This window comes from Halorubrum sp. JWXQ-INN 858 (assembly GCF_009806985.1).
Classification (GTDB): domain Archaea; phylum Halobacteriota; class Halobacteria; order Halobacteriales; family Haloferacaceae; genus Halorubrum.
The window spans coordinates 337,011-358,487 of record NZ_WUAX01000016.1 but is presented as its reverse complement, the minus strand read 5'-3'; the positions used below and the strand labels follow the sequence as shown (position 1 = coordinate 358,487).

Genomic DNA, 21,477 nt, shown 5'->3' with positions numbered 1-21,477 from the left:
TTTAAATCGCGTCCTCCAGTTCGAGCTTCGGTCGGATGCCGAGCGCGATCATCTCGTCGAGGAGGAGCTTGAACGCGTAGCTCACCTCGAGCTCGTGGATGTCGTCCTCGTCGCCGGTGACGGGGTCGTACACGCGGCGCTGTTCGCGGTCCTCGACGGCGACGAGCCCCGTCTGCGCGGAGACGTGCACCGTCTCCGCGTCCGAGGACTCGAGTAGCCGTTCGTTCAGCACCATCGACGCGCCGTGGCCGATGATCGTGTCGCGCTCCATCTCTCCCACGCGGAGACCGCCCTCGCGGGCACGTCCCTCGGTGGGCTGGCGGGTGAGCACCTGCACCGGGCCGCGCGACCGGGCGTGGAGCTTGTTCGACACCATGTGGTACAGCTTGTGGTAGAAGATCGTCCCGACGAAGATCTCCGCGTCGATCTTCTCGCCGGTGACGCCGGAGTACATGACCTCCTTGCCGGAGGACTTGAACCCGTGGTCCACGAGCCCGCCGCGGAGCTCCTTCTCGTCTTCGCCCTGGAACGGCGTGCCGTCGACGCGGGTGCCGCGGAGCGACCCGACCTTGCCGCCGAGCATCTCCAGCACGTGGCCGACCGTCATCCGGGACGGGAGCGCGTGGGGATTCAACACGAGGTCGGGAACGACCCCCTCCTCGGTGAACGGCATGTCTTCCTGGGGTGCGAGGTGGCCGACGACGCCCTTCTGACCGTGTCGGGACGCGAACTTGTCGCCCAGCTCGGGGACGCGCTGGTCGCGGACCTTCACCTTCGAGAGCTTGGAGCCGTCCTCGCCCTCCATCAGCGTCACCGTGTCGACGACGCCGGACTCGCCCGAGCGCATCGTCACGGAGGTTTCACGCCGCTTCTGCGGGGAGAGCCCGCCCATGTCGTCCGGCTCCTCGAGGAAGCGCGGCGGGCTCGTCTTGCCCAGCAGCACCGACGACTCGTCGACGGTCGTCTCGGGGTTGACCAGCCCGTCCTCGTCGAGGTGCGTGTACGCGTCCTCGCCGCGTGCGCCGCGGACGTCCTGGGAGGGGATCTCGAAGCGGTCCTCCTGGCCGCCCGGGTACCGCCGCTCCTCGCCCTCGTACGTCCGGAAGAAGTGCGAGCGCGCGAGTGCGCGGTCGACCGAGCCCTGGTTCATGACGAGCGCGTCCTCGATGTTGAACCCCTCGTAGGACATGACGGCGACGACGAAGTTCTGTGCCGCCGGCCGCTCGTCGAAGTTGATCTGCTCGGTGGTCTGCGTTTTCACCATCGCCAGCTGCGGGTAGTGCATCAGGTGCTGGCGGGTGTCGGGCCGGATCCGGTAGTTCGCGGACGGGAGCCCGAGCGACTGTTTCATCATCCCTGCCCCCATCGTGATGCGGGGGCTCGCGTTGTGCTCGGGGTACGGGATCATCCCCGCACCGATACCGAACACGAGCTGGGGGTCGATCTCCAGGTGAGTGTGGTCGTCGGTGACGTCCTCCTCGTCGACGGCGACGAGGATGTCCTCCTCCTCCTCGGCGTCGATGAACTCGACGTAGCCGCGCTCGACGAGGTCCTCGAACCCGACGTCGCCCCGGTCGAGCGCGTCGATCTCCTCGTCGCCGAGGAGCGGCTCGCCGTTCTCGACGACGATGAGCGGCCGGCGGGCGCGCCCGGCGTCCGCGTTGACGATCACTTCGCGGGTCCGGTCCTTCACGGAGACGTTCACCATCTCGGAGACGTCGCCCCGTCGGCGCGCCTCGCGGATCTGTTCAGCGAGCCCGTCCGGGTCCGGGTGTGTCCCGACGAGGCTGCCGTTGACGTACACTTTCGCTTCGCGTTCTGCCTGAGCCATATTAATCGTCCGCCGTCTGTCGTTCGACGCCCTCGATGCCGGGGATCCCCTCGACACCCATCGACGCCAGTTCTCGTTTCAGCCCCTGTTCGTCCTCGATGTTCTGTGACAGCTCCATCGCCTGCGCGAAGTTCTTCACGAGCCCACAGTTCGGCCCCTCCGGCGTCTCGGAGGGACAGATGCGACCCCACTGGGTCGCGTGCAGGTCGCGCGCCTCGAAGTGCGGCTGGGAGCGTGACAGCGGGCTCCGCAGCCGGCGGAGGTGCGACAGCACGCCCATGTAGTCCGTCCGGTCGACGAGCTGGGAGACGCCCGAGCGCCCGCCGACCCAGTTGCCCGTCGCGATCGGGTGTTCGAGCCGCTCGGTCAGCACGTCCGAGCGGACCACCGTGTTCACGGTGAGCTGGCGGTTCCGCATGTTGGCCCGTTCGAGCTGGTACTTCACGTCGCGTGCCAGCTTGTTGAGCGCCGTCCGGAACAGGTCGCGCATCAGGTCGCCGGACACCTTCAGCCGCTTGTTCGCGTAGTGGTCCTTGTCGTCCGCCTCGCGGCGCTGTAAGGCGAGTTCGAAACACGCCTCGGCCATCCGGCAGAGGTAGTACGCCTTGTTGATCCGGACGTCCTCGTCGTCGACGCCCTCCTCGTGGAGGTGCGGGAGGAGGTACCGGTCGATGACGTAGTTCGCCCGTTTCAGCTGGTAGTTCTTCCCCTGGCCGGAGGCGACGCGCTCGCCGAGGGTCTCGATCGCCTCCTCGGTCGTCTGGACGTCGGCCTCCTCTAAGTTCTCCAGCATGAACTTCACGATCTCGGGGTCGTCGCTCACGCGGTGGACGATCTCCTCGTCGGATTCGAGCCCGAGCGCGCGGACGAGCGTCACGAAGTTCACCGAGCCGGAGACGGAGGGGAACGACACCTCGAGGAGTCCTTCCCGGTTGCGCTCACAGAGCACGAGCGCGCGGTACCCGCGTCGCTGAGAGAACGTCTTCGCGACCTGGATCTCGTCGCCGTACTTCGAGTCGTACTCCGCGAGGATCTTGTTCGGCGCGAGGTCCTCGCTCGTCATCAGGACCCGCTCGGAGCCGTTGACGATGAAGTAGCCGCCGGGGTCGACGGGGTCCTCGCCGATGTCGATCAGCTCCTCGTCGGAGAAATCGGCCATGTTACACTTGTTCGAGCCGACCATCACCGGCATCCGACCCACCTTCGTCTCGGTGGAGTCGACGACGGTTTCGGGCTCGTCCTCGCCGCCGCGCACGATGGACATCTCCATGAACACGGGCGCGGAGTAGGTGATGTTCCGCAGGCGGGCCTCCTGTGGGTACAACAGCTCCTCGGAGCCGTCCGCCTCGCGGACGCGAGGAGTGAGCATCCGCACGTCGCCGAGCTCGACGTAGACGGGCTCTTGGCCCTCCTTGTCGCCGATGTCGGTGTCGATGGTCTCCTTCTCGTCGACGACTTCCTGCATGCCGCGGTCCAGGAAGTTGTTGAACGAGCGGAAGTGGTGTTCTGCGAGCCGGTCGTCGGAGAAGTATTCGCGTGATACCACGCGTCTGTCTTGCCTGTTCATGAGACGACGAGTCGGAACACGACCGCCTGATCGGTCGTTCGGGAGTTTCGGACGATCTTCACGACGTCACCGACTTCGGCCGCGTCGGGAGCGGCGGGGTCCGTCCGTTTGATCTTCGGCAGGTTGGTCTTTTTCACGTTATACTCCGCCAGAACCTCCTCGACCTCCTCATCGTCGAGAAGGGTGTGGTCCGGGACGAGTTCGTGTTGGCTTACGTCTACCATGGGTGCTGGTGGTGGGGAGAAGCTATCACGAGATACTACAGCAAGTTATATGCGCCATTCAGATAAGGCTTGCCAACCGCGTCCGCCACGCGCGGCTCCCGAATACACCGGGGCGGTCGTCACCGAACCTCATGGGTACGAGCATCAAAAACGTATCGGGCATGGATGCAGGCAGAAAAACGTATCAGGTACGAGTACCGGGACAGGGCCAGTCCCGGTGGCTGTGAACGGCACTCACTCCCGTGCGCGATGACAAGCCTTATTTGCCAGACGGGGATACGAGTGAGTGCAGCAAGCCCGGATGGTGTAGTGGCCCATCATACGACCCTGTCACGGTCGTGACGCGGGTTCAAATCCCGCTCCGGGCGTCCCCGATTTCGGGGCCGGTTATCGGAGTCTGCCCGGATGGTGTAGTGGCCCATCATACGACCCTGTCACGGTCGTGACGCGGGTTCAAATCCCGCTCCGGGCGTTTCTCGAACGTACTACTCCCCGAGCGACGCGACTCTGCGTCCTGTTGCTACGTGTTCTCCAATCAGACCCGTATCAGGCCGACGTTGAGCCCGTATTAGGTCGACGTTGAGCCCGTATCAGGCCGACCGTTAAGTCCGGCTCAGTCCGTCGGGAACTCGGTCGCCGTCCCGCTCGGCTGCGCGGGGGGATCACGGACCGCCTCGAAGAACCGCCCGGAGACGAACTCGGCGACGACTTCGGGGAGCGATTCGTCTTCGGCGACGGCCTCCAGGATCCCGAGCGGGACCTGTGCACCGGCCATGTTCGCGTGGCCGCCGGCCGACCCGATCGCGTCGAGCGCCTCGCGCAGCAGCTCGCCGATGTCGACGTCGGCCCCGCGCGCCCTCGCCGAACCGTAGATGACGCCGTCCATGTAGCCGTAGACGAACGTGACGGTGACGCCCTCCAGCGCGAGCAGGCGCTCGGCCGCCTGCGCCAGCGCGTCGCGGTCGGTGATCTCGCCGACGCAGGAGGCGGCGATCGTGCCGCGCACGTCGCGCCCCTCGATCGCCCGCCCGAGGACCCGCAGCGTCTCCGGGCTCACGCTCGGGCTCTCGACGCGTTCGAGCGTGTCCTCGTCGGCGTGCGGCGTGAGCGCGGCGGCCGCCTCGAAGTCGGGGATCGACGTCTCGCGCGTGAAGTCCTTCGTGTCGATCCGGATCCCGTACAGCAGCGCGGTCGCCAGCTGTCGGTCGGGCTCGACACCCAGCCGGGAGAGGTACTCCTCGATCAGCGTGCTGGTGGAGCCGACCTCCGGCCGGATGTCGAGGAACGACCCCTCGACGGGGCCGCGCGGCGGGTGGTGGTCGACGACGATGTCGACGGGCGTCCCCTCGGGGAGGCTGTCGTTGATCCCCGCCCGCGAGTGGTCGACGAGCGCTATCCCGCCGTAGTCGTCGACGACGACGTCGTCGAACGTCCGCAGCTCGATGTCGAGGAGGTTCACCAGCGCCCGGTTCTCCTGGTGAGCGATCTCGCCGCCGTAACAGGGGTCGGCCGGGACGCCGACCACGTCCGCGATCCGCGCCAGGCCGAGCGCGCTCGCGATCGCGTCCGGGTCGGGGTTGTCGTGAGCGACGACGAGCAGGGGCCCCGGGAGGTTTCGGAGCGTGTCGAGCAGCCGCACGGGCCGTTCCTGTGCGTCCGTGCCGACCGCGTCCAGCGTCCGGCCGACCATGCTCTCCACCGGATCGACGACCCGGTCGGCGACCGCATCGAGCGCGGTCCGGTGGCTCGCGGTCGGCTCGTGTCCGACGTGCGCGACGATCATCGCGTCGGGGTAGCGACGTCGGGCCGCCTCCGCGGCCGCGACGTTGCGCGCCGGGTCGTCGCCGGCGACGATCACCACCTCCGCGGCGTCCGGGTACGTGCCGGGATCGGTCGGATCCGCCTCCGCGGTGGCGACGTTCTCGTCGCGCAGCGTCGACGCCCACCCGGGATCGTCGGTGATCGCGTGCAGCTCGCCGTACGCCCCGCGGACGCGTTCGACGAGCGTGTACCCGACCGAGCTACAGCCGAGCAGCAGGCGACGGGGCATGCTCACATCTGCGGGACGACGACCAAAAACGCTGCCGCCCGCGCGACGACCGGGGCGTCGACGGTGGGACGGCGGTACCGGGACGACGGCGGTCGCCGCTCACTCGATCGATCCGGGATCGGTCGCGGCCGCGACCACGTCGACCGCGGCGCGGTTCGCGGCGACGTCGTGGACCCGCACGAGGTCCGCGCCCCGGGCGGTCGCAACCGCGGTCCCGGCGACCGTGGCGTGCTCGCGGTCGTCCGGACCGCGCCCGATCGCGCCGAACAGCGACTTGTGTGAGTGCCCCACGAGGACCGGACAGCCGAGCGCCGCGAACTCGTCGAGCCGGCCGAGCAGCTCGAAGCTCTCCGCGGCCGACTTCCCGAAGCCGAGCCCGGGATCGACGATCACTCGCTCTCGGTCGATGCCGGCCGTCTCGGCCAGCCGCAGCCGCTCGCGCAGGTCGGCGACGACGTCGGCGACGACGTCCCCGTACTCGGGCGCTGCGGTCGGATCGACCGGCGCGTCGACGCTGTGCATCACGACGACGGGACAGCCCGCCTCGGCGACCACCTCGCGCATCCGCGGGTCCTCTAACCCCGTCACGTCGTTGATGACGTCCGCGCCCGCCTCGAGCGCGGCCGCCGCCACCGCGGGCTTGCGCGTGTCCACTGAGACGAGGACGTCGCCGTCGGCGACCGCCGGGACCTCCCGGACGGCCTCCATCACGGGGACGACCCGCGCGATCTCCTCCTCGACGGGGACCGCCTCCGCGCCCGGTCGCGTCGACTCCCCGCCCACGTCGAGGACGTCGACGCCGGCCGCGACCATCCGCTTCGCGCCCGAGACCGCGTCGTCGAGCCCCCGGTGGCGACCCCCGTCGTGGAACGAGTCCGGCGTCACGTTGAGCACGCCCATCACCGCGGTCCCGTCCGTCCACGGGTACTCGGTCGCGGGCTCCGCCTCCGAGAGACCGACCCGCGCCCGCAGGTCCGCGGCGATCCCCGCGAGCCCGTCCGCGGAGGGCGTCCCCGTCGCCAGCCGGTCACAGAGCGCGCGGAACTCCGCGACCGTCCCCGCCAGGACGACGGGGACGAGCTCACCCCCGTCCGCGCCCGCCCCGCCGATCGCGGCCTCGCCGCCGACCGCGCGCAGCTCCGCGCGAACGTGACGTGCCTGTGTGCCCCGCAGCCGGAGCGTCATCACCCGGTGATCGACCCCGTCCCGGACCTCCTCGGCAGTCCGGGGTTGGACGCCGGCGTCGGCGAGCGCTCGGTCGGCGCTCGCCCGGTCGGCGACCCGTTTCGGCGTCACCGTTCGGGCGACCGCCCGCGCCTCGGCGACCGCGAACAACGACCCCGTGAGCAGGACGCAGTCGCCCTCGTCGGCCCGGTCGAGCGCCGTCGCGAACGCGTCCGCCACGCCCGCCCCGGCGGTCACGTCGTCGATCCCGGCCGCCCGGGCGGCCGCGGCCAACACCTCGGGGTCCTCGGCGCGGTCGAGGTCGGGCCGACACGTGATCGCGGCGGCGACGTCCGGCAGCGCGGCGAGCGACCCGGCGTGGTCCTTGTCGTGCATCGCCGCGTAGACGAGGTGGAGGTCGTCGTACGCGTACTCCGCGAGCGTCCCGGCGAGCGTCCCGCAGGCCGCCGGGTTGTGCGCGCCGTCGAGGACGACGAGCGGCTCCGTGCCCGTCACCTCGAAGCGTCCGGGCCAGGTCGCCCGCGCGAGCCCGGCCGCGAGCGCCCCGCCGTCCCGATCCGCGTCGCGGTCGTGCGTGCCCGCGTCACCGTCGAGCGCGGCCACGCCGCCGCCGAGCACGCCCACGTCGCCGTCGAGGGCGGCCAGCGTCCGTCGAGCCAGCACGGTCGCGATCGCCGCGTTCGTCGCCTGATGCTCGCCGACCAGCGGGATCCGGTAGGTGCCCGCCGCTTCGCCCGCGAACCGGACCGCGGCGTCCGTCGGGCTCACCCGCCCCTCGTAGGTCGCGACGATCGCCGGATCCGCCGACTCGGCCGCCTCGCCATCGGTCGTTCCGCTTTCGGGGGGGCGGTCGCCACCCGTTCCGCTTTCGAGGGGCTCGTCGGCGTCCCGGTCGACGCCCGGCCCGACCACGGTCGTCACCGGCGCGCCGGCGTCGGCGGCGACCTCCCGGACGACCCGGAGGGCCTCCCCGTCGCAGGCGGTGACGAGGGGCGCGCCGCCCGCGGCGATCCGCGACTTCGTGCGGGCGATCTCGGCGATCGAGTCGCCGAGGACCGACGTGTGCTCCAGCGAGACGTTGGTGACCGCGGTCGCGACGGGGTCGACCGCGCTCGTGGCGTCGTACTCGCCGCCGAGACCCACCTCGAGGACGGCGACGTCGACGTCCCGCCGCGCGAAGTCGTGGATCGCCATCGCCGTGACGACCTCGAAGAAGGTGAGCGGCTCGCCCGCCGCGGCCCGGTCGACGAGCCACGGTTTCACCTCGGCGACGAACGCGGCGATCGCGTCCTCGGTCATCGGTCGGCCGTCGACGCGGACCCGCTCGGAGAGCGACTCGAGGTGTGGGGAGGTGTAGAGCCCGACGGAGAGCCCCGCCTCCCGGAGGGCGGACTCGACCATCCGCGCGGTGCTTCCCTTCCCGTTCGAGCCGGCGATCTGCACGAACGGCACCTCGGATTCGGGACCGCCGAGGTGTGCGAGCAGGTCCCTGACGCTCTCGGTCCCGGGGCTGACGGAGAAGCGGCGGAGGTCGAACAGAAAGTTCGCCGCCTCGTGGTAGTGCATACGCCGTCGGTCGACGCGGCGTCGCTTAGGCGTAACGGACCGGGGGCTCGCGCCGCCCGAAGAACGCGTGGTGCCGCCGCCGAGCGAACGTGCGATCCTCTCCGAACGAACGCGGCCTCCGTCGAACGACGCGGTCGCCGGTGCTGCCGCGTGGTCGTCGGTGCTGCCGCGTGGTCGCCGGCGTCGTGACGCGTCCACGACCCACGGACGGCACGGATCCGCACGATTCACTCGGCTACTGAAGCCCCTCCCACCCGGCTTTAACCGACCCCCCGGCGTAGCACCACGTTGATGGGTACGCTCAACGAGCTGTTCGACCCGGACCGGGTCGCCGTCGTCGGTGCGACCGCCAGAGCGGGCGCGGTCGGTCGGGCCGTCACGTCGAACTTACTCGACGACTTCGACGGCGAGACGGTCCCCGTCAACCCGAACTACGACGAGGTGCTCGGGACCCCCTGCGTCGGCTCGATCGACGAGGCCGACGCCGACGTGGCCGTCGTCGTCGTGCCGCCGTCGATCGTGTTGGACGCGATCGAGGCGTGCGGCGAGGCCGGGGTCCGCAACGTCGTCGTGATCACCGCCGGGTTCGGCGAGACGGGCGAGGAGGGAGCGACACGCGAGACGCGGCTCGCGGAGCTCGCCGACGAGTACGACCTCGACCTCGTCGGCCCCAACAGCCTGGGGGTCATGTCGACGCCTTCGGGCATGAACGCGACGTTCGGACCCGAGAACGCTCTGCCCGGGGGGCTCTCGTTTATGAGCCAGTCGGGTGCGTTCGTCACCGCGGTCCTCGACTGGGCGAACGACCACGGCGTCGGCTTCAAGGACGTGGTCTCGCTCGGCAACAAGGCGGTCCTCGACGAGACGGACTTCGTCGAACACTGGGGCGACGACGACGGGACGGACGTGATCATCGGCTACCTCGAGGGGATCGAGGACGGCCGCGAGTTCATCGAGGCGGCCCGAGAGACCACCGAGGACACCCCGATCGTCGCCGTGAAATCCGGCCGAACGAACGCCGGGGCCCAGGCGGCGTCCTCGCACACGGGCACGCTGGCCGGCTCCGAGAAGGCCTACGAGGCCGGGCTCGACCAGGCTGGGGTGATCCGCGCGGAGTCGGTCGACGAGCTGTTCGACGCCGCGGGGATCCTCGGCAGCCAGCCGCTGCCGGACACCGACGCCGTCGCGATCGTCACGAACGCGGGCGGTCCCGGCGTCATGGCGACGGACGCGGTCGGCGACGCCGACCTGGAGATGGCCTCGTTCTCGGGCGAGACGACCGCGCGCCTGCGCGAGTCGATGCCCGACGAGGCGAACGTCCACAACCCGGTCGACGTCATCGGCGACGCCGACATCGACCGGTTCCGCGAGGCGCTGGAGATCGTCGCGGCCGACGAGAACGTGGGTGCAGCGCTCGTGTTGGCGGCCCCGACTGCGGTCATCGACTTCGACGACCTCGCGGACGCGATCAGCGAGGTGAGCGACGGGATGGCCGCGCCGGTGGCCGCCTGCCTGATGGGCGGCGACCGGACCCGCGAGCCGAAACGGCGGCTCCAGGAGGAGGGGATCCCCTGCTACTTCGACCCCGCCCGCGGGATCGAGAGCCTCGCCACGTTGGGGCGCTACCGCGACATCCGCGATCGGGAGTACGCCGACCCGATGTCGTTCGACGTCGACCGCGAGCGCGCCCACGAGGTGCTCTCGGCGGTCCACGACCGCGACGACAACCGCCTCGGCGTCGAGGCGATGGCGCTGCTCGACGCCTACGGGATCCCGACGCCGGCCGGCGAGATCGTCGACTCGCCCGAGCGGGCGAGCGAGGTCGCCGCGGGGATCGACGGCGAGGTCGTGATGAAGATCGTCTCGCCGGACATCCTCCACAAGTCGGACATCGGCGGCGTCGCCGTCGGCGTCGCCGACGCGGACGTCGCCGACACCTACGAGGACCTGATCACCCGGGCGCGGAACTACCAGCCGAACGCGACGCTGCTCGGCGTACAGGTCCAGGAGCTGGTCGACCTCGACGACGGGGTCGAGACGATCGTCGGGATGAACCGCGACCCGCAGTTCGGCCCGCTGTTGATGTTCGGGCTGGGCGGCATCTTCGTGGAGGTGATGGAGGACACCACCTTCCGCGTCGCGCCGGTCTCCGAGCCGGAGGCCCGCGAGATGACCGAGGAGATCCGGTCCGCGCCGCTGCTGCGGGGGGCCCGCGGCCGCGACCCGGTCGACGTCGACGCCGTCGTCGACACCATCGGCCGGCTCTCCCAGCTCGTCACCGACTTCCCGGCGATCCTCGAGCTGGACATCAACCCGCTCGTTGCACTGCCCGACGCCGACGGGGCGAACGCCGCCGCCGTCGACGTGCGACTCACCGTCGACCCCGAGGAGCTCGATCGAACCCATGACTGACACCACCACCACGCTCGTCACCGCGACCGGAGAACACGCCGGAAAGACCGCCATCACCCTCGCGCTCGCGAGGCTCGCCGCCGACCGCGGCCGGAGCGTCGGCTACATGAAACCGAAGGGCACGCGCCTGCGGTCGAACGTCGGCAAGACGCTCGATCAGGACCCGATGCTGGCGCGCGACGTGCTCGGGCTCGACGCCGAGATGCACCAGATGGAGCCGATCGTCTACTCGCCGACGTTCATCGAGGGGGCCATCCGCGGCACCGAGGACGTGGCCGCGCTGCACGACCGGGTCCGCGAGGAGTTCACGGCGCTCGCGGCCGACCGCGACCACATGTTCCTGGAGGGTGGCGGCGACTGGACCACCGGGGGCGTCGTCGACCTCACGGACGGCGACGTGGCCGAGCTGCTCGACGCGCGGGTCGTGTTGGTGGCCGGCTACGAGACGCCGGCCGACCTCGACGAGGTGCTCGCGGCCGCGGAGGCGTTCGGCGACCGGCTCGCGGGCGTCGTCTTCAACAAGGTGTCGGAGACCGCGTTCGACTCGCTCGATCAGGACGGCATCCCGTTCCTCGAATCACAGGGGATCACCGTCTTCGGGGCCGTCCCGCGCGAGAAGGAGCTGGCGGGCGTCACCGTCGGCGAACTCGCCGACGAGCTCGGCGCGGAGCTGCTGACCGACGCGCCGACGGACGCGTTCGTCGAGCGCTTCCTCGTCGGCGCGATGAGCGGCGACGAGGCGCTCCGGCACTTCCGCCGGGCCCGCGACGCCGCCGTGATCACCGGCGGCGACCGCGCGGACGTCCAGACCGCCGCGCTCGACGCCTCCGGCGTGAAGTGTCTCGTGTTGACCGGCGGTCACCGCCCGTCGGGCGCGGTGCTCGGCAAGGCCGCGGAGGCCGGCAAACCGGTGCTCGCCGTCAACACGGACACCGTCACCGCGATCGACCGCGCCGAGGCGGTCGTCAGCGGCGGCCGCACTCGCGACGCGCGCACCGTCGACCGGATGACGGAGCTGCTCGCCGCCCACGTCGACGTCGACGCGCTCGTGTAGGCGGTCGCTGTCGGGCGATCCGTTCGCTCGAGGCCGGGGCCTCGAAATCGAGGTCGGGCCCGAGGTCGAACCCGGTCCGATGCTCAGAGCCGCTCCTCCCCGAACCGAGCCCTCGGATCGGCCGCTCCCCCTCTCGGAAACCGGAATTATTTGGTGGTACCGTTATCGCGGACACCCTCTCATCTCCAATGGGGCCGAGGCACACGGTCGCACCCGTTGACGCGTCGTCCCTGCGGCGACGCGCCTTTTATCGTCGACTGTACGCTCCGTTACCGACGGTCGTCCCGGTCGGTCGCGGCCGTGACGGCCGCGAGCGGGCCCTCGATCGCCTCCGGGTCGACCCCGCACAGCGGCGGGCGGACGGCGGCGTCGTCGACGACGCCGCGCGCACGGAGCGCGGCCTTGGTCGCCGGCGCGAAGCCGTGGTCGAGACAGACGTCGAACAGCCCGCCGATCGCCTCGTGGACGGCGTCCGCGCGGCCGTCGTCGCGGCCGTCGCCGTCGCCGACGGCCGCCCGGTGGAGGGCCGCGAACGCCTCGGGAACGACGTTCGAGAGCGCGTGTACGCCGCCCGTCGCGCCCATCCGGAGCGACGGGAGCAGGAGCGCGTCGAACCCCTGCAGCAGGACGAAGCCGTCGGGCGTCTCACGCAGGAGCCGGCAGAAGCCGGAAAAGTCGCCGCTCGAGTCCTTCACGCCCGCGACGTTCGGGTGGTCCGCGAGCGCGACGACCGTCTCTGCCGAGAGCGGGTTACCCGTACACGACGGGATGTCGTACAGGAACGTCGGGAGCGGGGAGCCGTCGGCGACCGCCCGGAGGAACGCCCGGTTGCCGCCCTCTCCGGACTCCGCGTGGAAGTACGGCGGGGTGACGACGACGGCGTCCGCGCCGGCATCGGCCGCCCGGTCGGCGTGATCGAGGACGTCCGCGACCGCGGTGTCGGCGACGCCGGCGAGCACCGGCCGCCCCGCCGCGTTCGCGACCGTCGTCTCGACGACCGCCGCGCGCTCGGCCGCGGTCAGGCTCGCGAACTCGCCGGTCGTCCCGTTCGGGAAGAGGCCGGCGACGCCCCCGTCAACCGCGTGTTCGACGACGGCGGCGAGCGCGTCGTGGTCGACCGATCCGGCGTCGGGCCCCGAGAAGGGGGTCACGAGCGGCGGGGTGGCCCCGCGGAGCTCCGTTTCGAAGTCCATACCCGCGCGTGCGACGCCAGCGACGTAGCCGTTTCCCTCGCGGCGAGGCCGTCCGCGCGACGAGGCCGTCCGCGCGGAGCGCCCTCCCCGCGCGTTCAGTCGTCCGTCGGCGCGCTCAGTCGTCGCCCCCGCACCGCCAGCCGCGGCCGGTCGTGTTGAGCCGCTCCGCGCCCTCGTCCGTGACGAGGACGAGGTCCTCGATCCGGCAGCCGAACGCGCCCTCGCGGTAGACGCCCGGCTCCACCGAGAAGACGGTCCCCGGCTCCAACACGTGGTCGTTGCCGGCGACGATGTACGGCTCCTCGTGGACGTCGAGGCCGACCCCGTGGCCGGTCCGATGGACGAACGCGTCCCCGTGGCCCGCGGCCTCGATGACCGCCCGCGCGGCGCGGTCGATCGACCCGGCGGTCGCGCCCGGCTCCACCGCGTCGACGGCGGCGCGCTGTGCCTCGCGGACGACCTCGTGGACCGCCCGGTACTCCGCGGACGGCTCGCCGTCGAAGACGAGCGTCCGGGTCTGGTCGGAGGGGTAGCCGTCGACCCGGGTCCCGAAATCGAGCACGACCGGCTCGCCCGCCCGGACCTCGCGGTCGCCGTGGCGGTGGTGCGGGCGCGCCCCGTTCGGCCCCGCGCCGACGATCGTCTCGAAGGCGACGCCGTCGCCGCCGTGTACGGCCAGCCGCTCCTCGATCCAGTCGGCGAGCTCGGCCTCCGTCCGCCCGACCGCGTCCGGTCCGAGCGCCCGGAGGTCGTCGACGACCGCGTCCGCGACGGCCGCGGCCGCCCGGAGCGCCGCGATCTCCGTCGGGTCCTTCCGGATCCGCAGCCCCGCGAGCGCCTCGCTCGCGAGCCCCCACGTCGCCGCGGGGGCGGCCGCCCGGAGGTCCGCAGTGAACCGGGCCCACATCCGGTCGTCGACGAGGGACCGACCCTCGCGGAGGTCGCGGTCCGCGAGCAGCGCCCGCACCGCCGCGACCGGGTCGTCGCCGTCGTCCCACGTTCGGACGTCGGCGACGTCGGTCCCCGCGCGCACCTGTGCGCCGGACAGCTCGGGGACGAGCAGCGCGGGGTCGCCGTCGGCGGGCACGACGAGCAGGAAGTGGCGTTCGCTCGGCTCCTCGTCGAGGCCGGTCAGGTACTGAAGGGTGCGACCGGGGGCACAGACCAAGGCGTCGGCCCCGGCGGCACGGAGCAGCGCCGCGGCGCGGTCGCGTCGGGTCGGGTACGGGTCCGCGTTCATGCACCCCCTCGGTTCGGGGGGAGTATATAAACAGGGTTCCCGAACCCCGCCATCAAGCGCCGCATAACCAAGTGGATCGTCCCCGATCGGGAACCATGGCAATCGAGGAGGCGTCGACGTTCGACTGTCCCGACTGCGAAGCGACGGCCCCGTCGACGGCGGTCCCGTACGACACGCTCGGGTACGCGGTGTGTCCGTCGTGCGATCACGTCACCGGGCCGTCGACCGGCCGGGCGGACGACGCGGAGGGTTTGGTGGACGCCGCGGAGGGTTCGGCGGACGATGCGGAGAGTTCGACGGACGACGCGGCCTGGTGGGTCGAGTAGCCCCGCGACGGCGATCGCGCCCTTTTAGCCGCGTCGGCGACCCCCTTCGGTATGAGCTGGGAACTGTCCCGCGAGGACGACGTGGTCACCGAATGGGCGCGGTCGGACGGATACGCGACCGTGCGGCTCCGCAACCGGGCCGACGGCGGCGCGGTCGTCAGGCTCGACGTGATGGAGCAGGCCGTCGACGGGCGCGTCTACGAACGCGAGCGCTACGACGACCGGGACGCCGCGGCGGAGCGGGCCGCGGAGTGGCGCGACGCGTACACCCTCGCGGAGTGACACCGATCAACGGAGCGTCCGCCCCTCCACAATGTTTATTTTACCGATTCACTAAAGAAGGATAACGATGAGGGCAGGCCGGTCGTGAACGCCGCGAGCCTGATCTACGTGGCGGTGTTCGCGGCGAGCGGGCTCGTCTGTCTGGCCGCGATCCCGCGAGCACGGGCGTTCGACCTCCCTGACGTCCGGCGGGGCCTGGTCTGGCTGCTCGCGACGACCGGGGCGTGGTCGCTGTCGACCGTCGCGTTCTTCCTCGTCCCGGACCCGCTCCGGGAGCCGACGTATCTCGTCGGGCTCGTCCTCGGCTTCGCCACCGTCTGGCCCTGGCTCTACTTCTGTTCCGCGTACACGAACCGACGCTACCACCGACGGCCGGCGCTGCGGCGGCTCGGGCTCGTGGTCTTCGTGACGGTGTCGCTCGTCAAGGTCACGAACCCGCTCCACGGCCTGTACTTCTCGGCGACGGAGGCGACGACGCCGTTCGCGTACCTCGCGATCGAACACGGCGTCCTCCACTGGAGCGTCACCGGGCTGGCGTACGTGCTCTCGGCGCTGGGGCTGTTCGTGCTCCTCGAGCAGTACGCCCTGTCCGGATACGACACCGGGCCGCTCAGCGCGCTGACGGCGCTGCTCGGGCTGCCGGTCCTCCTCGACGTCGGTGCGCTCACGACACCGTGGCTGATAAACGTCCTCTACGCACCGCTCGGGGTGGCGGCGTTCGCGATCGGCGTCCTGTTCGCCTTCGACGGTCGGTTCCTGGCCGCCCGAAGGGACGACCACGACGACGACGCGGTCGTCTTCCTCGACGCCGAGGGGACGATCCGTGACCACTCCCCCGCCGCCGAGGCGACGTTCCCCGAGCTCGCGGATGCGCGCGGCGACCGACTGGCCACGGTCCTGCCGGCCGTCGCGGCCGTCGTCGACGGCGACGAACGGATCCTCGCTCGTGACGACGGCCACGACCGCGAGGACGCGGACGGCGACGGGACCCGGTACTACTCGGTCACGACGAGCGCCGTGGCGTTCGACGACTCGACGGCCCGGATCGTGTCGTTCGTCGACGTGACGCGCGACGAGCGGCAGCGTCGCGCGCTCGCGGACAGCGAGCGGGAGCTGGACGAACGGACCGAGATCTATCGCGCGGTCGTCGACACGACGTTCGACTCCGTCTTCCGGGCCGACCTCGACGGCCGGTTCACCTACTGTTCGCCGTCCGTCGAGGCGTTCCTCGGCTACGCGCCCGCGGAGCTCGAGGGGCGACCTCTCTCCGTCACCCACCCGGACGCCGACACGACCGACTGGGCGATGGAGAAGCTGTCGGTGGTACTGGAGGGCGAGACGACCCAAGCGCGGGACTTCCCGCTGAAGACGAAGGCCGGCCGGACCGTCTACGCGGACGTGCGTGGGGCCCCGATCTACGACGGAAGCGTGCCGGACGCGGCGCGGACGCCCGACGACATCGTCGGCGTCCTGTTGATGGCCCGCGACGCGACCGAACGCCGCCAGCGCGAGCAGTTGATAGGCGTCATCAACCGGGTCCTCCGGCACAACCTCCGGAACGACATGACCGTCATCAGCGGCTACGCCGGACTGCTCGCGGACGAACTCGAGGGTGACGCCGAAAAGCGGGCGGCGCTCATCGGGGAGACCGCGAACCGGTTGATCGACTTAAGCGAGTCCGCACAGCGGATCGAGGAGAACCGGGACCTGTCGGTCGAGCTGGAGTCGGTCGACTTCGTCCCGATCGTCGACCGGCTCGTCGACCAGCTGCGGACGCGCTATCCCGAGGTCTCGGTGACCGTCGATGCCCCCGAGGAGGCCGTCGCGAGGACGCTCCCGCGCGTGGAGACCGCGCTGTGGGAGCTCCTCGACAACGCCGCCAAACACGGGGGGACGCCCCCGGCCGTCGACGTCGAGGTGACGGTCACCGACGCCGACGTCGCGGTCGCCGTGACCGACGACGGACCCGGGATCCCCGCGGACGAACGGTCGGTTCTCGAATCCGGCGAGGAGACGCCGCTCGTGCACGGGCAGGGGCTCGGGCTGTGGCTGGTGTTCTGGATCGTCACGACGCTCGACGGCGATGTCGACGCGACGACGTCGTCGGGGACCACCGTGACGGTCCGGCTGCCAGCCCGGGAGTGACTGTCCGGCTGCCCGCCCGGGAGTGACTGTCCGGCTGCCCGCCCGGGAGTGACGGTCGGGGTCGACTCCGCGCCGTCTCCGTCGGACTTTACACGTCGACGGCACCGTCCCCGTCGGACGTTATAGATCGACGGCGTCGTCGAGGAACGCCTGGCACTCGACGGTCCGGCCGTCGGGGTCGATCGCGAAGAACTGATAGATGTCGTACGTCGGATTCTCGTGCGGCTCCTCGCGAGCGGCGTCGCCGAGGCGGTCGTGTGCGGCGTCGACGCCGCCGCGATCGGGGTAGACGAACGTGACGATCCCGCAGTCGTCGGTTCGGTCGCGCGAACAGAAGCCGAACAGGAGGTTGTCGTGGCGGAGTATCGTGCAGTCGGGCTGTTCGAGCCACACCTCGGCTCCCATCGGCCCCGTGTAGAAGTCGACGACGGCCTCGCGGTTCTCGGTCGCGAAGAAGACGATCCCGGACATGGGCGTCCCGTCGTTCGGCACCGACTTAAAAAGCGCCGTGGCTCGGTACGTGGGACGTTTCAAACGCTCACAGCGAGAGCCGGGCGAGCACGGGGAGGTGGTCGGACGGGTAGCGTCCGCGGTCGTCGCGGTCGGCGAGCGTCGCGAACGCCTCGACGTCGACGGCCGGGGAGACGAGGACGTGATCGATCCGCCGCCCGTCGATCAGGTTTGCGAAGTCGGTGAGGCTCGTCGCGGGGCCGTGACGCACGGTCGCGTCGCGGGCGGCGTCGCGGAGGGCTGCCCCGCCGTCTCGATCCTCGTCCGTCTCGTCTCGGCCCGCGTCCGTCCCGTCTCGATCCTCGTCCGTCTCGTCTCGGCCCGCGTCCGTCCCGTCTCGGCCCGCGTCCGTCCCGTCGAGCGCCGTCAGGATCCGGTGGGGTTCCGAGCCGGGCGTACAGTTGAAGTCGCCGACGAGGACGACCGGTGTGCGCGCCTGCGCTCGTGCTCCGGACTCGCCCCCTTTCGCACCTCCTTCCGGGCCCGCGATCGTGGCGAGGTCGGCGGCCCGGTCACGGAGTAGCCGCGCGGACTCGCGCCGAGCCCTGACGCCGACGTGGTCGAGGTGGGTGTTCATCACGATCAACGAGGTGTCGGTCGATGCCCCATCGGCGGGGTCGTCGTCGGCCGGGCCGTCGTCGATCCCGCCGATCGAAGCGTCGTCCGTCCCGTCGCGCCGCAGCGTCAGGCGTGCCCAGGTGGCGATCCGCGGGTAGGAGGCGTCCCACGCGGTCGACGGCTCCGCGGGCGTCTCCGAGAGCCAGAACGTTCCGTCGTCGACGACGTCCCACCGGTCCGTTCGGACCGCGACCGGACAACCCTCTCCCTCGCCGTCGCCCCGACGCCCGCGGCCCACGAACTCGTAGCCCGGGAGACGGTCGCCCAGGTCCTCCCGCTGCTCGGCGAGCGGCTCCTGGAACCCGACGACGTCGGGGCGGTGGAACCGGACGAGGTCCGCCACGCCGTCGCGACGCACGTACCAGGCGTCGTGGTGGTCGTTCCGGTTGTCGTAGCGAACGTTGTAGCTCATCGCCCGGAGCCGTGTCATCGTTCGTCGTCTCGGTGCGCGCCCTGTTAAAGGGCGCGGCGGACGCGGGGCGTCCGACGGGATTTTTAAGCGATGACGCCCGAACGTCACGCGTGAGCGTCGTCGTCGCCGTGAAACCGTCCGCACGCAAGCGGAACGCGAAGGTCGGGCGGCTCGTCTTCGAGGGCGGGCCCCGCCACGCGTTCGGGAGCCGCGCCGCCGCCGAGCGCTGGGCAGCCGACCTCTCGACCGGCGACGGCCACGTGTGGGTGGCGAGCGCCCACCCGAACGACGACGGCGAGGTCGACCTCTACCTCGTCTCGCGGGCGACCAACGCGAAGCTCGAGGCCGCCTACGACAAGCGCCGCCGTCGGCTCCGCGGCGGCGACGGCGCGGTGCAGCGGTCGCTCGGCGACCGCTCGTAGCCGGCCGGCGATCCCGCTCGAGGCCGCGCGAGCCCGTCTCGTCGGCGAGCCCGCCTCGTCGTGCTCAGACGAGACAGAACGTCGACCCCTCGAGGCCGTCGTAGAGCCCCTCGGAGAGGTATTTAAGGCCCGTGTCGCAGGCGACCGTGACGACGGTCCCGTCGGGGCCGTGGTCCGCGGCGGCGCGGGCCGCCGCGGCGACGTTCATCCCCGTGCTCGTCCCGACGAGCAGCCCCTCCTCGGTCGCGATCTCGCGGGCCCGCTCGATCCCCTCCGCGTTGGGGATCGTGTACACGCGGTCGTACAGGTCGGGGTCGACGAGCGGCGGGGAGCCGACGATCGCCGTCCCCTGTACGCTGTGCTCGCCGGTCGTCCCGTCGGTGAGCACCGGCGACTCGGCGGGCTCGACGACGGAGACGCGGACGTCGGCGTCGGCGGCGCGGAGGGCCCGCGCGGTGCCCATCGCGCAGCCGCCGGTGCCGACGGTCATCACGAACTCGTCGACGTCAGGGCGCTGGGCGAGGATCTCCGCGCCGAGCTCGCGGTAGCCGTCGAGCTGGTCCGCGTTCTCGAACTGGTTGGTGAAGTACGCGCCCGTCTCCTCGGCGATCCGGTCCGCCTCGGCGCGGAGGTCGTCGAAGAGCCCGTCGTAAGGGGCCCCGTTCGGGGTCTCGACCACCTCGACGCGCGCGCCGAGCGCGCGCATCGACGCGATCTTCTCGTCGGCGACGCAGTCCGCGGTGACGACCGAGAACGGGTGGTCGAGCGCGGCACAGACGAACGCGAGGCTCGATCCGGTGCTGCCGCCGGTGAACTCGACGACGGGCTCGCCCGGCTCGAGGTCCCCGCGCTCCCGGGCGGCCTCGACCATCGCGAGCGCCATCCGGTCTTTCAGGCTGCCGGTCGGGTTCCCGCCCTCCCACTTCACGTGGACGGACGCGTCGTCGTCGCCGACGACGGAGGGGAGGTCGATCATCGGCGAGTCACCGACCGCGTCGAGCGTCGTCGGGGCCGCGTTTCGGAGGCTCATTTGTCGGTCGAACCAACACGTCCGGGCCATTAAAAACGTCGCGTCTCGTCCCGCACTGTGCGCCCCGTCCCGCACCGTGCGTCTCGTCCCGTATCGTGCGTCTCGCCTCACCCTCGCCGTGTCGCCCTCGCCTGGCCGTCCCCACGCCGATTTCCGGCATCCGACCTCTTTTGAACGGGATCGCCGTCCGTAGCGTATGCCCACCCCGACGGAGCGCGTCCGCCGAGCCGAACGGTCGAGCATCCGCGTCATGTTCGACCTCGCGGAGCGACACGACGGCGACCTCGTCCGGCTCGAGGTCGGCGAGCCCGACTTCGACACTCCGGAACACGTCATCGACGCCGCCGAACGCGCCGCCCGGGGCGGCGCGACGCACTATACCTCGAACGCGGGGCTCCCGGCGTGTCGTCGCGCGATCTGCGACACGATGGCCACGGAGTTCGGCGTCACGCACGACCCCGAGGAGGTCGTCGTCACCGTCGGCGGGATGGAGGCGCTCCACCTCGCCGTCCTCGCGACCGTCTCGCCCGGCGAGGAGCTGCTCGTCCCGGGGCCGACGTGGCCCAACTACGCGACGCAGGCGACGCTCGCGGACGGGACGCTTCGGGAGGTTCCGATGCCGGCCGCGTCGGGGTTCGACCTCGACGCCGACCGGCTCATCGAGGCGATGGGGGACGACACCGCGGCGGTCGTGCTCACCACGCCGTCGAACCCGACCGGGCGCGTCTTCGACCCCGAGGCGTGCCGGGCGGTCGTCGAGGCGGCCGCCGACCACGACGCGTACGTGATCGCCGACGAGGTGTACCTCGGGCTCACCTACGACGGCCCCGCGGAGGGGATCGCGTCGTACACCGGCCACCCGGAACACGTGTTGACCGTCGGCTCCTGCTCGAAGGCGTACGCGATGACCGGCTGGCGGCTGGGGTGGCTGGCTGGCGACCGACACCTCATAAACGAGGTCGCGAAGGTCCGCGAGTCGACGACCGCCTGCGCCTCCAGCGTGGCCCAACACGCCGCGATCGCCGCGCTCACCGGCCCGCGGGAGCCGTTCGAGGAGATGCGCCGCGAGTTCCACCGCCGGCGCGACCTCGTCGTCGACCGCGTCGCGGCGATCGACGGCCTCTCGTGTCCGCGGCCGGAGGGCGCGTTCTACGCGTTCTTAGACCCCGGAATCGACGACGACAGCCTCTCGATCGCGACGTTCCTGCTGGAGGAACACGGCGTCGTGCTCGCCCCCGGCGACGGCTTCGGCGACACCGCTCCGGGCCGGCTGCGGCTCTCCTTCGCCAACTCCGTCGACCGGCTCGAGGAGGGGTTCGACCGGATCGAGGCCGGGCTCGACGCGTACTGAGCGGCGGCGGGAATCACCCCATCGGCTCCCCGCCGTTCGCGTTCGGCGTCACCCCATCG

General features: G+C 71.2%; 17 protein-coding genes and 2 tRNA genes. 9 read left to right on the top strand and 10 right to left on the bottom strand.

Translation table 11 applies throughout. The annotated features are described in order from the left end of the window. Position 1 precedes the first annotated feature (1 nt). The 3 genes from rpoB to GRS48_RS13655 are packed head-to-tail and all read right to left on the bottom strand — an operon-like array spanning position 2 to position 3,622. Positions 2–1,831, bottom strand: coding sequence for a DNA-directed RNA polymerase subunit B (gene rpoB, locus GRS48_RS13665; protein WP_159487442.1), 1,830 nt, complete (start codon positions 1,829–1,831; stop codon positions 2–4). Between the two features lies 1 nt (position 1,832). Beyond that, a complete protein-coding gene (locus GRS48_RS13660; protein WP_159487440.1) occupies positions 1,833–3,398 on the bottom strand; it encodes a DNA-directed RNA polymerase subunit B'' in 1,566 nt (521 codons plus the stop codon). Further along, positions 3,395–3,622, bottom strand: a complete 228-nt coding sequence (locus GRS48_RS13655; protein ID WP_159487438.1) for a DNA-directed RNA polymerase subunit H — start codon at positions 3,620–3,622, stop codon at positions 3,395–3,397. The genes GRS48_RS13660 and GRS48_RS13655 overlap by 4 nt, the downstream gene beginning before the upstream one ends. A 295-nt stretch (positions 3,623–3,917) precedes the next feature. On the opposite strand from GRS48_RS13655, the gene GRS48_RS13650 reads away from it, so the two are divergent. Both GRS48_RS13650 and GRS48_RS13645 read left to right on the top strand, forming a co-directional pair. Next, positions 3,918–3,990 (top strand) — tRNA-Asp (locus GRS48_RS13650). Between the two features lie 31 nt (positions 3,991–4,021). Further along, a tRNA-Asp gene (locus GRS48_RS13645) sits at positions 4,022–4,094 on the top strand. 141 nt (positions 4,095–4,235) lie between these two features. Here GRS48_RS13645 and GRS48_RS13640 read toward each other — a convergent pair. Both GRS48_RS13640 and folP read right to left on the bottom strand, forming a co-directional pair. Continuing rightward, a complete protein-coding gene (locus GRS48_RS13640) occupies positions 4,236–5,672 on the bottom strand; it encodes a bifunctional oligoribonuclease/PAP phosphatase NrnA (RefSeq protein ID WP_159487436.1) in 1,437 nt (478 codons plus the stop codon). A 99-nt stretch (positions 5,673–5,771) separates the two neighbouring features. Further along, positions 5,772–8,423 carry a dihydropteroate synthase gene (gene folP / locus GRS48_RS13635; RefSeq protein ID WP_159487434.1) on the bottom strand — a complete coding sequence of 884 codons (2,652 nt, stop codon included), beginning with the start codon at positions 8,421–8,423 and terminating at the stop codon, positions 5,772–5,774. A 291-nt stretch (positions 8,424–8,714) separates the two neighbouring features. Here folP and GRS48_RS13630 point away from each other — a divergent pair, with 291 nt between their 5' ends. Together GRS48_RS13630 and GRS48_RS13625 are read left to right on the top strand one after the other, a co-directional pair. After that, positions 8,715–10,835 (top strand): acetate--CoA ligase family protein, encoded by a 2,121-nt coding sequence (locus tag GRS48_RS13630; RefSeq protein ID WP_159487432.1) that lies wholly within the window; start codon positions 8,715–8,717, stop codon positions 10,833–10,835. Next, complete coding sequence (locus GRS48_RS13625) at positions 10,828–11,889, top strand: phosphotransacetylase family protein (RefSeq protein ID WP_159487430.1); 1,062 nt, start codon at positions 10,828–10,830, stop codon at positions 11,887–11,889. The genes GRS48_RS13630 and GRS48_RS13625 overlap by 8 nt, the downstream gene beginning before the upstream one ends. A 269-nt stretch (positions 11,890–12,158) precedes the next feature. Here GRS48_RS13625 and GRS48_RS13620 read toward each other — a convergent pair whose 3' ends face one another. Together GRS48_RS13620 and GRS48_RS13615 are read right to left on the bottom strand one after the other, a co-directional pair. Next, entirely contained in the window at positions 12,159–13,082 is a 924-nt protein-coding gene (locus GRS48_RS13620; RefSeq protein WP_159487428.1) for a dihydrodipicolinate synthase family protein, read from the bottom strand. Positions 13,083–13,197: 115 nt separating this feature from the next. Next, on the bottom strand, positions 13,198–14,322 hold the full coding sequence (locus tag GRS48_RS13615; RefSeq protein WP_159487426.1) for a M24 family metallopeptidase: 1,125 nt from the start codon (positions 14,320–14,322) through the stop codon (positions 13,198–13,200). A 95-nt stretch (positions 14,323–14,417) separates the two neighbouring features. On the opposite strand from GRS48_RS13615, the gene GRS48_RS13610 reads away from it, so the two are divergent. The 3 genes from GRS48_RS13610 to GRS48_RS13600 all read left to right on the top strand — a co-directional run bounded on the left by GRS48_RS13610 (position 14,418) and on the right by GRS48_RS13600 (position 17,075). Continuing rightward, entirely contained in the window at positions 14,418–14,648 is a 231-nt protein-coding gene (locus GRS48_RS13610; protein WP_159487424.1) for a hypothetical protein, read from the top strand. A 51-nt stretch (positions 14,649–14,699) separates the two neighbouring features. Beyond that, positions 14,700–14,930 (top strand): hypothetical protein, encoded by a 231-nt coding sequence (locus GRS48_RS13605; protein WP_159487422.1) that lies wholly within the window; start codon positions 14,700–14,702, stop codon positions 14,928–14,930. Between the two features lie 84 nt (positions 14,931–15,014). Further along, complete coding sequence (locus GRS48_RS13600; RefSeq protein ID WP_321168465.1) at positions 15,015–17,075, top strand: PAS domain S-box protein; 2,061 nt, start codon at positions 15,015–15,017, stop codon at positions 17,073–17,075. Positions 17,076–17,195: 120 nt separating this feature from the next. On the opposite strand, the gene GRS48_RS13595 is transcribed toward GRS48_RS13600, so the two are convergent. Then, positions 17,196–17,546, bottom strand: a complete 351-nt coding sequence (locus GRS48_RS13595) for a VOC family protein (protein ID WP_159487420.1) — start codon at positions 17,544–17,546, stop codon at positions 17,196–17,198. 67 nt (positions 17,547–17,613) lie between these two features. Beyond that, positions 17,614–18,633, bottom strand: a complete 1,020-nt coding sequence (locus GRS48_RS13590; RefSeq protein WP_159487418.1) for an endonuclease/exonuclease/phosphatase family protein — start codon at positions 18,631–18,633, stop codon at positions 17,614–17,616. A 92-nt stretch (positions 18,634–18,725) separates the two neighbouring features. Between GRS48_RS13590 and GRS48_RS13585 the strand changes: the two genes are divergently transcribed. Next, positions 18,726–19,037: a hypothetical protein gene (locus GRS48_RS13585; RefSeq protein ID WP_235028075.1), complete on the top strand. Its 312-nt coding sequence runs from the start codon at positions 18,726–18,728 to the stop codon at positions 19,035–19,037. Positions 19,038–19,101: 64 nt separating this feature from the next. Here the strand turns inward: GRS48_RS13585 and GRS48_RS13580 are convergent, their stop codons facing one another. Next, a complete protein-coding gene (locus GRS48_RS13580; protein ID WP_159487416.1) occupies positions 19,102–20,067 on the bottom strand; it encodes a PLP-dependent cysteine synthase family protein in 966 nt (321 codons plus the stop codon). Between the two features lie 196 nt (positions 20,068–20,263). Here GRS48_RS13580 and GRS48_RS13575 point away from each other — a divergent pair, with 196 nt between their 5' ends. After that, complete coding sequence (locus tag GRS48_RS13575) at positions 20,264–21,418, top strand: pyridoxal phosphate-dependent aminotransferase (protein ID WP_159487414.1); 1,155 nt, start codon at positions 20,264–20,266, stop codon at positions 21,416–21,418. The last annotated feature ends 59 nt before the right edge of the window (positions 21,419–21,477 follow it).

What these genes read in the sequence shown, in the direction of transcription:
- rpoB (WP_159487442.1), bottom strand. Translation starts at nt 1,831, where the DNA reads ATGGCTCAGGCAGAACGCGAAGCGAAAGTGTACGTCAACGGCAGCCTC.
- GRS48_RS13660 (WP_159487440.1), bottom strand. Translation starts at nt 3,398, where the DNA reads ATGAACAGGCAAGACAGACGCGTGGTATCACGCGAATACTTCTCCGAC.
- GRS48_RS13655 (WP_159487438.1), bottom strand. Translation starts at nt 3,622, where the DNA reads ATGGTAGACGTAAGCCAACACGAACTCGTCCCGGACCACACCCTTCTC.
- GRS48_RS13640 (WP_159487436.1), bottom strand. Translation starts at nt 5,672, where the DNA reads ATGCCCCGTCGCCTGCTGCTCGGCTGTAGCTCGGTCGGGTACACGCTC.
- folP (WP_159487434.1), bottom strand. Translation starts at nt 8,423, where the DNA reads ATGCACTACCACGAGGCGGCGAACTTTCTGTTCGACCTCCGCCGCTTC.
- GRS48_RS13630 (WP_159487432.1), top strand. Translation starts at nt 8,715, where the DNA reads ATGGGTACGCTCAACGAGCTGTTCGACCCGGACCGGGTCGCCGTCGTC.
- GRS48_RS13625 (WP_159487430.1), top strand. Translation starts at nt 10,828, where the DNA reads ATGACTGACACCACCACCACGCTCGTCACCGCGACCGGAGAACACGCC.
- GRS48_RS13620 (WP_159487428.1), bottom strand. Translation starts at nt 13,082, where the DNA reads ATGGACTTCGAAACGGAGCTCCGCGGGGCCACCCCGCCGCTCGTGACC.
- GRS48_RS13615 (WP_159487426.1), bottom strand. Translation starts at nt 14,322, where the DNA reads ATGAACGCGGACCCGTACCCGACCCGACGCGACCGCGCCGCGGCGCTG.
- GRS48_RS13610 (WP_159487424.1), top strand. Translation starts at nt 14,418, where the DNA reads ATGGCAATCGAGGAGGCGTCGACGTTCGACTGTCCCGACTGCGAAGCG.
- GRS48_RS13605 (WP_159487422.1), top strand. Translation starts at nt 14,700, where the DNA reads ATGAGCTGGGAACTGTCCCGCGAGGACGACGTGGTCACCGAATGGGCG.
- GRS48_RS13595 (WP_159487420.1), bottom strand. Translation starts at nt 17,546, where the DNA reads ATGTCCGGGATCGTCTTCTTCGCGACCGAGAACCGCGAGGCCGTCGTC.
- GRS48_RS13590 (WP_159487418.1), bottom strand. Translation starts at nt 18,633, where the DNA reads ATGACACGGCTCCGGGCGATGAGCTACAACGTTCGCTACGACAACCGG.
- GRS48_RS13580 (WP_159487416.1), bottom strand. Translation starts at nt 20,067, where the DNA reads ATGAGCCTCCGAAACGCGGCCCCGACGACGCTCGACGCGGTCGGTGAC.
- GRS48_RS13575 (WP_159487414.1), top strand. Translation starts at nt 20,264, where the DNA reads ATGCCCACCCCGACGGAGCGCGTCCGCCGAGCCGAACGGTCGAGCATC.